11 protein-coding genes are annotated in these 14,023 nt (G+C 65.0%); 1 reads left to right on the forward strand and 10 read right to left on the reverse strand.

The features are described from left to right. Window positions 1-68: 68 nt before the first annotated feature. The 6 genes from HYH08_RS14500 to HYH08_RS14525 form a co-directional block, all read right to left on the reverse strand. Window positions 69-818 (reverse strand): phosphorylase, encoded by a 750-nt coding sequence (locus tag HYH08_RS14500; protein WP_220010491.1) that lies wholly within the window; start codon window positions 816-818, stop codon window positions 69-71. Then, complete coding sequence (gene shc / locus HYH08_RS14505) at window positions 815-2,767, reverse strand: squalene--hopene cyclase (protein ID WP_220010492.1); 1,953 nt, start codon at window positions 2,765-2,767, stop codon at window positions 815-817. The genes HYH08_RS14500 and shc overlap by 4 nt, the downstream gene beginning before the upstream one ends. A 50-nt stretch (window positions 2,768-2,817) precedes the next feature. Beyond that, entirely contained in the window at window positions 2,818-4,074 is a 1,257-nt protein-coding gene (gene hpnE, locus HYH08_RS14510) for a hydroxysqualene dehydroxylase HpnE (RefSeq protein WP_220010493.1), read from the reverse strand. Next, window positions 4,074-4,913: a presqualene diphosphate synthase HpnD gene (gene hpnD, locus HYH08_RS14515; RefSeq protein ID WP_220010494.1), complete on the reverse strand. Its 840-nt coding sequence runs from the start codon at window positions 4,911-4,913 to the stop codon at window positions 4,074-4,076. Before hpnD ends, hpnE begins: the two co-directional genes overlap by 1 nt. Beyond that, complete coding sequence (gene hpnC, locus HYH08_RS14520; RefSeq protein WP_220010495.1) at window positions 4,903-5,787, reverse strand: squalene synthase HpnC; 885 nt, start codon at window positions 5,785-5,787, stop codon at window positions 4,903-4,905. Before hpnC ends, hpnD begins: the two co-directional genes overlap by 11 nt. A gap of 192 nt (window positions 5,788-5,979) precedes the next feature. Next, on the reverse strand, window positions 5,980-6,213 hold the full coding sequence (locus tag HYH08_RS14525) for a hypothetical protein (protein WP_220010496.1): 234 nt from the start codon (window positions 6,211-6,213) through the stop codon (window positions 5,980-5,982). 456 nt (window positions 6,214-6,669) lie between these two features. Here HYH08_RS14525 and HYH08_RS14530 point away from each other — a divergent pair, with 456 nt between their 5' ends. Continuing rightward, window positions 6,670-7,167: a hypothetical protein gene (locus HYH08_RS14530; RefSeq protein WP_220010497.1), complete on the forward strand. Its 498-nt coding sequence runs from the start codon at window positions 6,670-6,672 to the stop codon at window positions 7,165-7,167. A gap of 95 nt (window positions 7,168-7,262) precedes the next feature. Here the strand turns inward: HYH08_RS14530 and HYH08_RS14535 are convergent, their stop codons facing one another. The 4 genes from HYH08_RS14535 to HYH08_RS14550 form a co-directional block, all read right to left on the reverse strand. Then, window positions 7,263-9,626 carry an efflux RND transporter permease subunit gene (locus tag HYH08_RS14535; RefSeq protein WP_220010498.1) on the reverse strand — a complete coding sequence of 788 codons (2,364 nt, stop codon included), beginning with the start codon at window positions 9,624-9,626 and terminating at the stop codon, window positions 7,263-7,265. 205 nt (window positions 9,627-9,831) lie between these two features. Next, entirely contained in the window at window positions 9,832-10,617 is a 786-nt protein-coding gene (gene eutC / locus HYH08_RS14540; protein WP_220010499.1) for an ethanolamine ammonia-lyase subunit EutC, read from the reverse strand. 6 nt (window positions 10,618-10,623) lie between these two features. Then, window positions 10,624-12,210, reverse strand: coding sequence for a B12-binding domain-containing radical SAM protein (locus HYH08_RS14545; RefSeq protein WP_220010500.1), 1,587 nt, complete (start codon window positions 12,208-12,210; stop codon window positions 10,624-10,626). 151 nt (window positions 12,211-12,361) lie between these two features. Further along, on the reverse strand, window positions 12,362-13,744 hold the full coding sequence (locus HYH08_RS14550) for an ethanolamine ammonia-lyase subunit EutB (protein ID WP_220010501.1): 1,383 nt from the start codon (window positions 13,742-13,744) through the stop codon (window positions 12,362-12,364). Between the last annotated feature and the right edge of the window lie 279 nt (window positions 13,745-14,023).

The raw sequence follows: 14,023 nt of genomic DNA on the forward strand, positions 1-14,023 counted from the left end.
CCAAAGCAGAAAAGGCCCAGACGCCATGGGCGACCGGGCCTTTTCTTTTGTTCGTTCGAAGACCCCGCTCAGGCCGCCTTCGACACCAGCGTCTCGCTCTCGATCAGCTCCGTCCCGATCAGATAGTCGCGGCAACCACGCAAGCTGCGCAGGGCGCGGTTGAAGTCGATGCCGGTCGAGACCAGCGCGTGGAGCGTCGCCGGATTGCGGACGATGCCGCGCAGGACGGCGGCGAGGTCGATCTGGCCGTTCGGCTTGATGGCGGCGCGGGCGATTGCCGGCAGCGCGCGATGGGCGGGGTCGCTGATGACGCGGACCGCGGCGAAGGGCAGCCCGGCCTCGGCGGCATAGGCGGCCGCTATATGGCTCTCCATGTCGACGGCGGCGGCGCCGGTCTCCGAATGCAGCGCCGCCTTGCAGGCGCGCTTGGTGACCACTTCCTCGGCGCCGGCGAGGCTGCCGCGCACGACGCGGCGGCGGCCCGAGGTCAGGCGATCGATCAAATCGTCGCCGAGCGACAGGCCGGCGGCCCAGCGGGTGTCGCCGGCCAGCACCTCGGTCGCCAGCACGACGTCGCCGGAGCGCAGGGTCGGGTCGAGCCCGCCGGCCACGCCGAACGAGATCACGCCGCGAATCGATTCGGGATCTACCACCGTCAGCAGCGCCCTGAGCTGGGTCGGGCTGCTCGACGAACAAATGACGGCCATTCCAGGCCCTGCCGCAATGCGGGCCTCCTGAACCAGTCCGGTCACGATCAAGATTGGCCGCGGGTCGATGGCAGTACCCGCGGTAGCATAGTCCCCCGTCCCCAAAGTCACATTCCGACCCCTACCACCCTGCTGTTGGTGCTCCGCAAGTTCCGATACCGCGCCAATGCCCACAACGGAAAGAACTTCGGGTAACCGTGATAACGCAGATAGAATACACGAGGAAAGCCCGTGGCGGTGTACCTCTGCTCGTCCCACAGTCCTTTTTTGTTCTGTGTTGCAATCAGGTACTCCACCCCGCGGGCGACGGCCGGGTGATCAACCTCGCCTGCCGCCATCAGGGCAAGCAAGGCCCATGCCGTTTGCGAAGCCGTCGAGGGGGCTGCCTCCCAGCCCTTGTAGTCCAGCCGGTAGCTAACGGCGTCCTCGCCCCAGCCGCCGTCCGGGTTCTGGATCGAGGCCAGCCAGGCGGCGGCCTTCCGGATCATGGGGTCGTCGTGGCGGACGCCAGCCATGTTGAGCGCGCACAGCACCGACCAGGTTCCATAGATGAAGTTCATGCCCCAGCGGCCGTACCAGGACCCTTCGGGGTGCTGGGTCTTGCGCAGATAGGCCACGCCGTTCGCCACATGCTTGCTGGTCTTTTCGGTCTCGCCGAGCTGGGCCAGCATCGAGATGCAGCGCGCGGTGACGTCCTCGGTCGGCGGATCGAGCAGCGCGCCATGATCGGAGAACGGGATGTTGTTCAGATAATATTCGAGATTGTTGACGTCGAAGGCCGCCCAGCCGCCGTCGTCGCTCTGCATGCCCTCGATCCACTCCCGGCCGCGATCGATCGCGGCATCGTAGGCGGCGACGCCGTGCTCGCGGCGCATGCGGTCCATCGACATCACCACGACGGCGGTGTCGTCGAGATCGGGGTAATAGGCATTGTTGTACTGGAACGCCCAGCCGCCCGGACGCACGTCGGGCCGCTTCAACGCCCAGTCGCCCTTCACCTCGAGCTCCTGCTTCGGGATCAGCCAGTCGAGACCCTGCTTGGCCGCCGGCACCGCCTTGTCACCGCCGGCTTCCAGCAGCGCATGCGCGGTCAGCGTCGTGTCCCAGACCGGCGAGACGCAAGGCTGGCAATAGGCTTCGTCGCCGTTGATCACCAGCAGCTTGTCGATGCCGCGCCGCGTGACCGCGCGCGGCGGATAGTTCTCGTCCTTGCCGAGCGCGTCATACATCATGACGATGTTGGCCATGGGCGGATAGATCGCGCCCATGCCGTCCTCGCCGTTGAGGCGCTCCTCGATGAAGGCAAGCGCCGCGTCGATCGCGCGCTTGCGCAGGCTCTTCGGGAACATCGGCTCGACCACGCGCAGGACACCATCGAGCGCGCGGAACAGTACGAACCAGGCCATGCTCTGGTGCGGCGCCTTGGCGGTCATGCCGATCGAGCGCGGATCCTGCAGGAACAATTCGTCGATCCCGACGCCCTTCGGGTTCTTCGCGCGCGGCTTCAGCGCGGCGATCACCATCAGCGGCACCATGGTGGTGCGCGCCCAGTAGGAGATCTTGTTGAGATGGAACGGCGACCAGAACGGCAGCAGCACAATCTCGATCGGCAGCACCGGTACCGAGCGCCAGGTCATGACGCCGAAAGTCGCGAGCAGGAAGCGGGTGAAGACGTTGCTGTTGATGGCGCCGCCGCGGGCATGGATCGCTTCGCGCGCACGCACCATGTGCGGCGCGTCCACGGAATCGCCGATCATCTTCAGCGCGAAGTAAGCCTTCACGCTGGCGCTCATGTCGAACTCGCCGTCATGCACGAGCGGCCAGCCGCCATGGGCGCCCTGCACGCGGCGCAGGTAGTTGCCGATCTTGGCCTCGAGCGCGACGTCGACCGGCTCGGCGAGATAATGGCGCAGCAGGATGTACTCGGCGGGAATGGTGCAGTCGGCCTCGAGCTCGAACACCCAATGGCCGTCGGATTGCTGGAAGTCGAGGACGCCCTGCGTGGCTGAGGCAATGCTCGATTCCAAAGCTTCGCGGCTGGTCGCGGTCACGGAATCCATGTCGCTCGATTGCTCCGAGTATCGATTGAAATTGAACGGGACATTGCCCGTCAGGGCCGCTTTGCAGCCAAAACCAGATCGGCGGCACGATCACCCGACCGGACCGATCCTTCGATCGTTGCCGGCAATCCCGTAGCAGTCCAGTCGCCGGCAAGAAACAGGTTTTTCAGCGTAGTGACCGGCCCCGGACGCAGGGCATTCTGAGCCGGCGTGGCGGCAAAAGTCGCACGGCGCTCGCGCACGATCTGCCAGGGAGGAAGCTCCCCGGAGACGCCGCCGGCCTTGCAGACATCGTTCCAGATCGCCTGCGCCAGTTCCTCACGCGGCATGTCGACGAGACGGTCGCCATTGCTGATGGTGACGGAGAGCCGGTTCGGAAACGCGAACAACCATTCCACCACGCCGCCGATGACGCCGAGGATCGGCGCCGAGCCCGGCGGCGGCTCGATGCGGAAATGCGCATTCACGATGGCGCGGAATTCGGTCGGGCCTTTCAAGCCCGGCAGCAAGCTCGTCGCCGCGCGCGGCGGCACCGCCATCACGACGACATCGCCGTCGGCGAGCTGGATCACATCCTCGCCGCCAAAGTTCAGCGCGCTGGCCTTGCCGTCATTGGTGGCGAACGAGCGCAGCTCATGGCCGAGCTGAACCGTGTGACCACGATCCTGCAAAAACTTAACGGCCGGCTCGATCAACACGGCGCTGAGACCATCGCGCGCGATCAGCGGGCGGCACGCCTGCCCGCCCGCAAGCAGCGTTTCGCGCACGATGGCGCCGGCAAGTCCGGCCGAGCCTTCCGGCGGATCGACGTTGAGCGCGGCGAGCAGCAGCGGCTGCACCAGGCGCTGATAGAGCACGCCCTCGCAAGGAATGGACTTGCCGACCAGCGTCTGCTCCGACGCCCAGATCAGCGGCGCCAGTTTCAGATAATCGGCGAGACCCGTATCGGGAACGCGGCGGCCCTCGTCGAACACCCAGGTCGGCAACCTCCCGGCGCCGAGATCGATCTGCCAGCGCTGCCCGGTCTTGATGTCCACGAAGGGAAACTGTGCGCTGTCGGGGCCGACGAGGCCCGCCTCGGTGCCGATCGCGCGCGCATAGGCGCGCGCGTGGCTGTTGCCCGACAGCAGCAGATGGTTGCCGTTGTCGATGGTGAGACCGGTCGCGCCGTCGAAATAGGAGCGGCAGCGTCCGCCGGCCTGATGCGTCGCCTCGTGCACGGCGACCTTGAAGCCGGCATTGGCGAGCCGCACGGCGGCGGAGAGGCCGGAAATTCCGGCACCGATGATGTGAGCTGTGTTTTGCATCAGATGAAAGCGTAACGGAGCAGGATCAGGATGCGTGTGACTTTCGACACACGCACCGGCTCGCGCGGCGCGTTGAAACCGCGCGCGATCAGGAGGTCCAAAATGGAATGATAGTACTTCGACATGATCCGCGGGGCGCGCACGGCACGGCGCCTGTTGCGGTTCATGATCTCGTCCGACTTCTCGAAATGCGTCTTGGCCCGCTGCGCCAGCGGCATGCAAACCTTCGGCAGCGCGCGCTCGGCGATGACGCGGTTCGGATCATCAGAGGTGATGCCGGCATGCAGCAGCGCCTCGCGCGGCAGATAGAGCCGGCCGAGGCCCGCATCCTCGTCGATGTCGCGCAGGATGTTGGTGAGCTGAAGTGCCCGGCCGAGATGGTAGGCAAGCTGGATGCCGTCATCCTCCGGCAGGCCGAACACGCGCACCGACAGCCGTCCGACGGCGCTGGCGACACGGTCGCAATAGAGATCCAGCGTCGCCATGTCGGGCGCGCGGATGTCCTGCGGCACGTCCATCTCCATGCCGTCGACGATGGCGAGGAAATCCTCGCGCTTGAGGCCGAAGGTCTTCACCGAGCCGGCATAGTCCTTCAGCCGCGGCGGCGGGTTGCCCTGGTACAACGCGTCGATGTCGTGGCGCCATTGCTGGAGCGCGGCGAGACGCTCGTCGCGCGGGCCGTCGGAATCGGCGATATCGTCGACCTGGCGGCAGAAGCTGTAGATCTGGAACATGGCTTCGCGCTGGTCATGCGGCAGGATGCGCATCGCAGCGTAAAAGGAGCTGTTCGATGCAGTCGAGCCGTAATTGGCGCTGGGCGAGGTCGCCTCAAGCGTCATGGGCAGTCCCCGGTCTGGAAATGGCCTTGCGTCCGATCGCGCGGCGGCCGACTTCGCCGATCATGCCGGCGAGGCTGAAGATGAGAAGCTCGAACTTGTTCAGGTGCACACGCTCGCGCAGCGGATCGCGCACCTTCAAGAGGCGCACGATGCGGTCGGCATAGGCCTGGATCACGGCGACGTCGACGCCGAGGCGGACATCACGGATCTCCGCAGCCAGCGACCTGCCCTCGCCCAGCAGCGCTTCGTTGCGCGCGGCGAGACCGTGCAGGCAGGCCAGCATCGCCGGCGGCGCCTCCGTCAACCCGAGCTGCTCGACCGAGGCGCCGTGCGCTGCCAGCGCATCGCGCGGCAAATAGACACGGTTGAGCTCGCGAAAGTCCTTGCCGCAGTCCTGGAGGTGGTTGTTGATCTGGAGGCCCGCGCAGAGCGCATCCGACGCAGTCCAGGTCGAGGTCGCCTCGCCATGGACGTCGAGCATGAAGCGGCCGACCGGCATCGCCGAGTAGCGGCAATAATGGATGACCTCGTCCCAGGTCTCGTAGCGCAACTTGGTCACGTCCATGCGGAACGCGATCAGCACGTCGAGCGCATGGCGCGGCGCCATGCCGCGCTCGGCCAGCGCACGACGCAAAGAGACGGCCTCGGCCTGGGTATCGCCCTTGCCGAGCAGTTCCGCCTCGAGCAAGTCGAGATAGCGCAGCTTCTCGTCGGCCGGCAGGCTCGCGTGATCGGCGATGTCGTCGGCGGTGCGGACGAAATTGTAATAGGCCAGGATCAGCGCGCGATGACGCGGATGAATGATCCAGGATGCGACGGGAAAATTCTCGTCGCGGTCACCCTTGCCGGATCGCAATTCGCTCGCAGAGGTCATCGAGGGCTGGTTTACAATCGTTTGGACAGGAAGGGCTTTTTTCGCCCACACGGGCTTGCACCGGCGCTGCGGCCGCGGCCCCCATATAGGGGAATACGGCCGCAAAACCAATCCTGTCTCGCGATGGCAGCCCTTCCAAAACCGGCCCGAAAAGGCGGCCTCAGGACCGCCTTTGTGGGCCAGTGGCCGAGCTTACTGGTTGTGGTTCTTGAGGACCTGGTCGCAAGCCTGCGAGATCTTGGGCCGGTTCTCTTTGAGGCAGGCGAGGATGGTGAAATCGCCCTGGTCGATCACGGGACGGCAGAACTTCTGCACGTCGCGCGTGCAGGCCTTCTGCTCGGCGTCCGTGCCGCGCCCTGCCTGGGCGAATGCCGCGGTCGAAAGGGTTGCCGACAGCAGGGTGAGAGCGACAAGAAGCTTACGCATTGTATTCCTTCATTCTGACGGCAGAATCGCACCAATCCCGGACTGCACAGGGCGGACAACGGGAACGGATTGTTCTGATGGCAAGTGCCGCAGGAGGCGCGGCCTTTCGAGAAGGCACAAGCACCGGTAAATGCGGCCAAATTGGCGCCGCGCCCACCAAATCAGGTCTTCCCTGCGCCTTCATTGGCAGATGTAAGAGGTTGATACTACGTCATAATTCAGACACTGCGCATTTTACCGCAGGGCTGTTGCAGCGCTGCACCTCTTCCCCCGCCGTTTCGGCCGGAAATGTGCCGAAACACGGCCATTCGCCGGATCCGGGCATGGCGCGGGCACTCGTGAACCGCCGTCTCTGGCGATGGGGCGTTGAACCTGACACAGGCTCGGAGCACTAAACTTTCGATGTGGCGAGACGTTCATCTTCAGCGGACGTCATTCCAAAACGGGATATTTGTGATGAATTTTTTCGGGCGATCTGGACAGGCGATCAAGGCGGCCGGCGTTGGGGCTGCGCTGCTCTTCTCGGTTTCGGTAAGCCACGCTCAGTCGTCCGGACCGTTTGCCGGCTTCGACGGCGCATGGACCGGCACCGGCACGGTGTCGCTGTCCGATGGTTCGACCGAACGCATCCGCTGCAAGGCGGACTACAAGGTCGCGGGCAGCGGCCTCGCGCTCAAGCAGGCGCTGCATTGCGCCTCCGACAGTTACAAGTTCGACCTCACCAGCGACGTGACCAGTCAGGGCGAGCGGATCTCGGGCAATTGGAGCGAGACCAACCGCAACATCTTCGGCAATCTGCAGGGCACCGCCGGCGGTGGCCAGATCGAGGTGTTCGTCGAGGCCAACGGCTTCGCGGCCAATCTGTCGCTGCGCACCAACGGCACCAAGCAGACCGTGCAGATCTCATCCAAGGGCGAGATCCGCGGCGTCAACATCACGATGACGAAGGGCTGACGCCCGTCGCACTTCAGACATACGCTTCAAGACAAGACCCCGGTTCTGGCGAACCGGGGTTTTCCATTTGGTGCCTGTGAGCGCGTCGAAGCCGCTCAGATCGCCGGCTTATCGCCCTGAAGCTTGGCGTGCAAATTGATCAGCCACATCGCCGTCGGGCGGAGGATGAAGAGGTCGGCAACGAGCGCCATCACCATCGAGAACGCGCTGAGCCAGCCGAACAGCCGCAGCGACGGCAGGTCGGAGAACACGGTAACGACGAGGCCGCAGGCCAGCACCACCGTGGTCAGGATCAGCGCCGGGCCGACCAGGACGGTCGCACGCTCGACCGCCAGCGCCGAGCCGACGCCGGGCTTGCTCTCAAGCCGCAGGCGGTTGAGGAAGTGGATGGTGGCGCTGAGGCCGAGGCCGAACGAGACGGTGAGCGCGACGACGCTGGCAAATTGCAGCCCCTCGCCCATCGCCCACAACACCGTACCCGACATCACCACGGGGAAGATGCCCGGCAGGATGCAGGCGAACATCACGACCCATGAACGGAAGGCAAGGCCGATGAAGATCGCGACCAGCGCGAATTCGACGGTGAGGCCGCGGTTCAGCTTCTCGATCATGCTGGCCGAGTTGCGCGCCGCGATCGCGGCAAGACCGGTGACGGCCACCTCATAGCCAGGATGCTTCTTGCGGACGGCGTCGAGCTCGGAATCGAGCTTCTCGACGATCGGCAGCAACTGGCTGGAATCTTTGTCCGGCACGCGGCCGGCGACCACGACGGCATCCTGCTCGGCGTCGATGAAACGCCGCACCAGATGCTCGGGGATGACGCTCACATATTCCTTCAACGTCGCAACGTCGCCGCTGCCGGCCTTTTCCGCGAGCCAGCGGCGCAGCGTCTCGAGCGACCAGACGTTGCCCACTCCGGCCGCCTTCTCGACGGTCGCATGCACGTCCGCAATGGTCTGCAGCGTCTCCGGCGAATAGAGCGATTCACCCTTGGGGAACTGGATCAGCACGTTGACCGGATTGGCGCCGGTCAGCTTGGCATCGAGCCGGTCACTGGCGGCAACCGCCTGGCGCTTATCCGGCACCTGGTCGGCAAGGCGATAGCGCGGCTCCAGATTGGCGTAGATGACGCCGAGGCCGCCGACGAACAGCACCGCGATCAGGCTGAACAGGCCGGGCCGGCCGACCATGCGCACCGCGATCCAGTAGCAGAAATTCCGCAGAGCCTGGACGCCTGCATCGGCGCCCTGGAACTTGACCGCGAACACCTTCTCGTTGCGCACGAACAGCACGCCGAACACCGGCACCAGCGACAGCACCGCCACCAGCGCGATGATGGTGGCGGCAAGGCCCGCCTCGCCGAACTTGCGGATCAGGTCGGAATTGGAGAATTGCAGCGCGATGAAGGAAATGCCGGCGGTGCCGTGCGTCAGCACGCAGGCCGGTCCCACCACCAGCACCGCGTTCTTGAACGCGGTGAACTTGTCCTGGCCTGCGATCAGCCGGTCGCGCGCGGCGAAGGTCAGCTGCATCGAGTCCGAGAAGCTGATGACCATGATGAGCGGCGTCATCACGTTCAGGAACATGTTGAGATTGAAATTGGCCCAGCCGAGCGCGCCGAGCGCCAGCAGGATCGCGATCATCGGCGGGAACGCCGCCGCCACCATGAACGAGATCTTGCGGAAGAAGATGATGGCGATGACGCAGCCGGCGAGAATGCCGAGGATGTTGTAGGTGAGACCGTCGCGCTCGACCGCGTTGCGGATCTCGAGCTGCATCACCGGAACGCCGGAGAGCTGCACGTTGAGGCCGGTGTCGCTGAGATCTTCCTTCATCAACGCGCGAATGTCGCCGACGGTCTTGGTCAGCTTGTTGGACGCCACCACCTCCGGATCGAGCGACAGCACGATCAGCGCCAGCGTGCCGTCCTCCGACAATAGCTTGCCGCGGATGATCTCGTTGTTCTTCACGGTCTCGATGAACTTGTCATAGGCCGCGCCCTCGGGCAGTTCGGCCGGGAACAGCGCCGCCGGCAGCTTGCCCGGCGCCGGCGCCTGGCGCGCCGAGAACAGCGAGACGAGGCCGCGCGTGCCTTCGACCAGCTGCATGTCCGTGACGAAGTCGCGCAGCTTCTCGAGGTTGTTGCGCGCCAGCAGGGTCTTGCCCTCGACCACGACGAGGACGTCGAATTCCTCGGCCGGGAACTTCTTGGTCACGTCTTCATACTGCTTGAACTCGCGGGTGTCGGAGCGGAACAGCTGCGACAGCGAATCGTCGATCTTGATGCGGTGGATGCCGAACACGGCGCCGACGATCAGCGCGAGCAGGACGATGCAGGAGACGATCGGCGCGCGGACCGCGATCAGTCCGATGCGCTCCAGCCCGAAGGCGATCGAGGACGCAGGTCCCTGCTCGACCTTGTCGACATGAACCTCATTCTCGCGGTGCTTTTCGAGCATGCCTTGTCCAGTTCCTCAATCGGCTCAAGCTGTGAGCTTATGGCGTCCCGCGAACGGCCTGAAAATGCCATACCAATGGGAGGCTTGCCCTTTGAAAATGCGCGGAAAATCGCCGGCAGCGGTTTAGCAGGTCAATCCCCCTTTTCGCAAGCCAGCGAAGGGCGCCCAAACCGATCAAGATACGGCGATTTTGCCGGAACGCCCGTCATTCGGGCAAGGCCGTGCCAATTCGACGCGGCGCGCGGTCGGCGCTCTCGTCCTTGAGCGCCACGCCGGTCGTCTCCCGCGCCAGGCCCTCGCGGAGCAGCCAGGCGATCTTGACGGCGGCCTCCTCATAGCTCAACCCCGCCTTGTGGACGTTGGACACGCAATTGCGCTCGGCATCGGTGCGGCCGGGTTTTGGCGCGAAGGTCAGATAGGCGCCGAGGCTGTCGGGCGCGGACAGGCCGGGCCGTTCGCCGATCAGCGTCACCACCATGTGCGCGCCGAGAATCGCGCCGATCTCGTCGCCGAGCGCAACGCGCGCGCCCGAGGCGACGACGACATGGCCGACCGCGACGGCATCGCCTTCCGCCAGAAGTGGCAGCAAGCGTGTCACCAGCGTCACCGCATGGGCGTGGACCGCCGCCGCCGACAGGCCGTCGCCGATCACGAGTGCGACCTGGCATGGCTCGTTCACACCTTGCGCCAGACGCTCCGCCGATTCGGCATCGAGCTGTCGTCCCAGGTCGGGACGCCGCAGATAGTCCCTGCGGTCGACTGCCCGGCTCCGTACCTCCGTGACAACGAGACCCAGTGCGCGCAACTCGGTGGCCAGTCGCGGCGCATCGAAGGCAGCGTGCACGGCATCGCGGGCGCGGGCATGGTCCAGCGTGAAATCGAGCAGAGCCTTGGTCGGTACGCTCGCGCCGCTGCGCCCGAGCGCAACGCGCGCGGGTGTGAGCGACCTGAGATCGAGGGTCGGGTGGCGCGGGACGGCCGGATCAGACATGTCGCGTCATTCGGCGGGAACGGAGGCCTCACGCAGCCGGATCGAGTAGTTTGAGGCATTCGTTTCGCCGCTCGATGCCGCGCGCGCAAAGGTGATGAGGTGATGCGCGATCAGGGTGCAGCCGATCAGACCTTCGAGATCGCCGCGCTTGATGCGGCCCAGCGCGAACTTCCAGAACACGCGCCTGTAGTCGCCGAGCACACCGACCTTCCAGACAATGTTCCTGAGCATGATCAGGCCGCGGCGGATGTTGGCCCAGGTCTTCATCTCGTCCGGCACCGGCATCTTGAGACGATGAGGGTAGGTGTGGTCGCACTGATACTGGAAGCGCGCAAACACTTTTTCCGGTTCGTAGGCGACGCTCATCGCGTGCTTCCAGGACGCGACGACATCCTCGTAAGGCAGCAGGAAATTGACGTTCGAATCGCGCCCCTCATCGTCAATCAGGCGCCCTTCCCGCTCCAGCCGGTCCCACAGCGGCGTCTTCGGGAGCGCCTGAAGCAGATTGATGGTGAGCAACGGAATCCTGGACTCCTCGACAAAGGCGAGCAGCGCCTCCGAAGTGTTTGGCTTGTCGGTGTCGAGCCCCATGATGATGCCCGACACCACCTCCATGCCGTAGGAGTTGATGGTGCGCACGCCCTCCAGGATCGGGACCATCATGTTGTGGTCCTTCTGCATCGCCTTCAGCGCGTCGGGATCCGGCGTCTCGATGCCGCAGAAGATTGTGATGAAATAGGCCTCGCGCATCTTCTCGAGGATTTCGGGACGTTTGGCGATGTTGAGCGTCGCCTCGCAGGCGAGCCGCATCACGTAACCGGTCCTCTTCTGCCATTCGATCAGATGCGGCAGCAGGTCCATCGCCGCCTTGCGGTTGCCGATGAAATTGTCGTCGACGAAATAGACCGTGTCGGTCATGCCGCATTCGCGCAGCCGGTCGAGCTCGGCGATGATCTGCTCCGGCGTCTTGATCCTGGGATTGCGGCCGTAGAGGCCGGGGATGTCGCAGAACTCGCACTGATAGGGACAGCCGCTGGAATACTGGATGCTGCCGAGCATGTATTTCTTGACGTCGGCGAGCTCGTAGGCCGGGATCGGAAATTCCGTCATCGGCACGCGGTCCTTGGTGGTCAGCACCACCTGCGCCTCGGGACGCGAAACATCGTGCGACAGAATGTCGATCAGCTGGTTGGTGGCATCACCGAGCTCGCCGACATGGAGATAGTCGAACGACGGATAATAGTCCGGGCAGGCGCTGACCGAGGGGCCGCCGAGTGCGACCGGCAGATCGAACTCATGGGCGCGGCGGCAGATGTCGTTCATCTGCTGGCGCTGGATGTGCATGCCGCTGACGAACACGGCCTCGGCCCAGTCGAACTCCTCCTTGGTCGTGCGGCGGAGATTCTCGTCGACGAACTTGACCTGCCAGTTCTCGGGCAGATAGGCCGCGAGCAACAAAAGGCCCTGCGGCGGCATGAAGGCGCGGACGCCGTCGGTCAGCGGATAGGAATGCTCGAACGTCCCGAACGAGGAGGTGTATCGCGGAAACACGCAGAGAATCCGCCGGGCCGTACCGTTGCTTTCAGCTCGCATTGAAGCTCCCCCGCCACGCTCGACTTAGCTGCGGAAATTGCCAGCCAGACACATAGCGTAATGCTGTCGGCGGAATTTCTCAATATTGTGGCGTGAGCATAATTCCGAGAGGGGCCAATGGTTTCCTGGAGGTCCCGGCGACCTCGGGACGTCACGCGATCAGCCGCGAGGCAAAATCGGGGAGCAGGCCTGCATCGCCGGCGAGACGGAAATCGGCGCCCGCGATGCCGGCCTGCACCAGCCAGTCGTCGAATTCCGGCGCGCGACGCAGGGAGAAGACGTCGCGGACATAGAGCGCGTCGTGAAACGACGTGGACTGGTAGTTCAGCATGACGTCGTCGGCACCGGGAACGCCCATGATGAAGGTGACGCCGGCCGCGGCGAGCAGCGTCAGCAGATTGTCCATGTCGTCCTGGTCCGCCTCGGCATGGTTGGTGTAGCAGATGTCGATGCCGAGCGGCAGGCCGAGCAGCTTGCCGCAAAAGTGATCCTCGAGCCCGGCGCGGATGATTTCCTTGCCGTCGTAGAGATATTCCGGGCCGATGAAGCCGACCACGCTGTTGACCAGCAGCGGCGCATAGGCGCGGGCGACCGCATAGGCGCGCGCCTCGCAGGTCTGCTGGTCGACGCCGTGATGGGCGTTGGCCGACAACGCCGAGCCTTGGCCCGTCTCGAAATACATCACGTTCTGGCCGACGGTGCCGCGCTTCTGCGACAGCCCGGCCTCCTGCCCCTCCTTCAGCAGGGCGAGGTCGATGCCAAAACTGCGGTTGGCGGCCTCGGTGCCGGCGACTGACTGGAACACGAGATCGACCGGCACGCCCTGCCCGATCAGCGCCAGCGTGGTCGTGACATGGGTGAGCACGCAGGCCTGCGTCGGGATCTTCAGCCGCGCGATGATCTCGTCCAGAAGCCGCAGCAATTGCCCGATCATGGCGGGATCGTCGCTTGCAGGGTTGATCCCGATGCAGGCATCGCCGGCGCCGAGCAAAATGCCATCGAGGATCGAGGCGGTGATGCCCCTGGCGTCGTCGAAGGGATGGTTGGGCTGCAGCCGCGTGCTCATCCGCCCCTTCAGGCCGATGGTGTTGCGGAAGGCGGTGGTGACCTCGCATTTCCGCGCCGCGAGGATCAGGTCCTGGTTACGCATCAGCTTCGACACCGCGGCCGCCATCTCGGGGGTGATCCCCGGCGCGAGCTTGCGTAACGCCGCGGGCGTTGCGGCATCCGACAGCAGCCAGTCGCGGAAAGCGCCGACGGTGAGCGAGGAGACCGGCGCAAACGCCTTGGCATCGTGGCTGTCGATGACGAGGCGGGTGACCTCGTCGGCCTCATAGGGGATGACGGCCTCCTGCAGGAACTGCCCGAGCGGGACGTCCGCCAGCGCCATCCGCGCGGCGATCATCTGCTCGGCGCTGGCGGCCGCAATGCCGGCCAGCCGGTCGCCGGAGCGCGGCGGGGTCGCCTTGGCGAGCAGGTCGCGCAGATCAGGGAAGGTGTAGGTCGTGGCGTCGATGGTATGGCGGTAGACCAAGGGCCCCTCCGGGGTTCGTCGGCCAGCGGCCGACTCCAGCCGATCCTGAAGGCGGCCGTGCCTCAGGGAATACGCGCTCGGGGGCCCGAGTGCACGCCGATCTTTGGGGCAGCCCGGGCGATTCCCGGGGCAAGCTGCCGAAAACCGACAGGCTCAGTCCAAGCCCCTGAGATAGCTCATTTTTCGCAGGCCCCGCGGCGCGCATGCCGGAGGGGCGCGTTAACACCGCGTCCATCTTCGTTCTGCATAGTTTTGCATGCATTTTAGACGACCGCGCTG

It is taken from the genome of Bradyrhizobium sp. BR 10289, assembly GCF_019455385.1.
Taxonomy (GTDB): Bacteria; Pseudomonadota; Alphaproteobacteria; order Rhizobiales; family Xanthobacteraceae; genus Bradyrhizobium.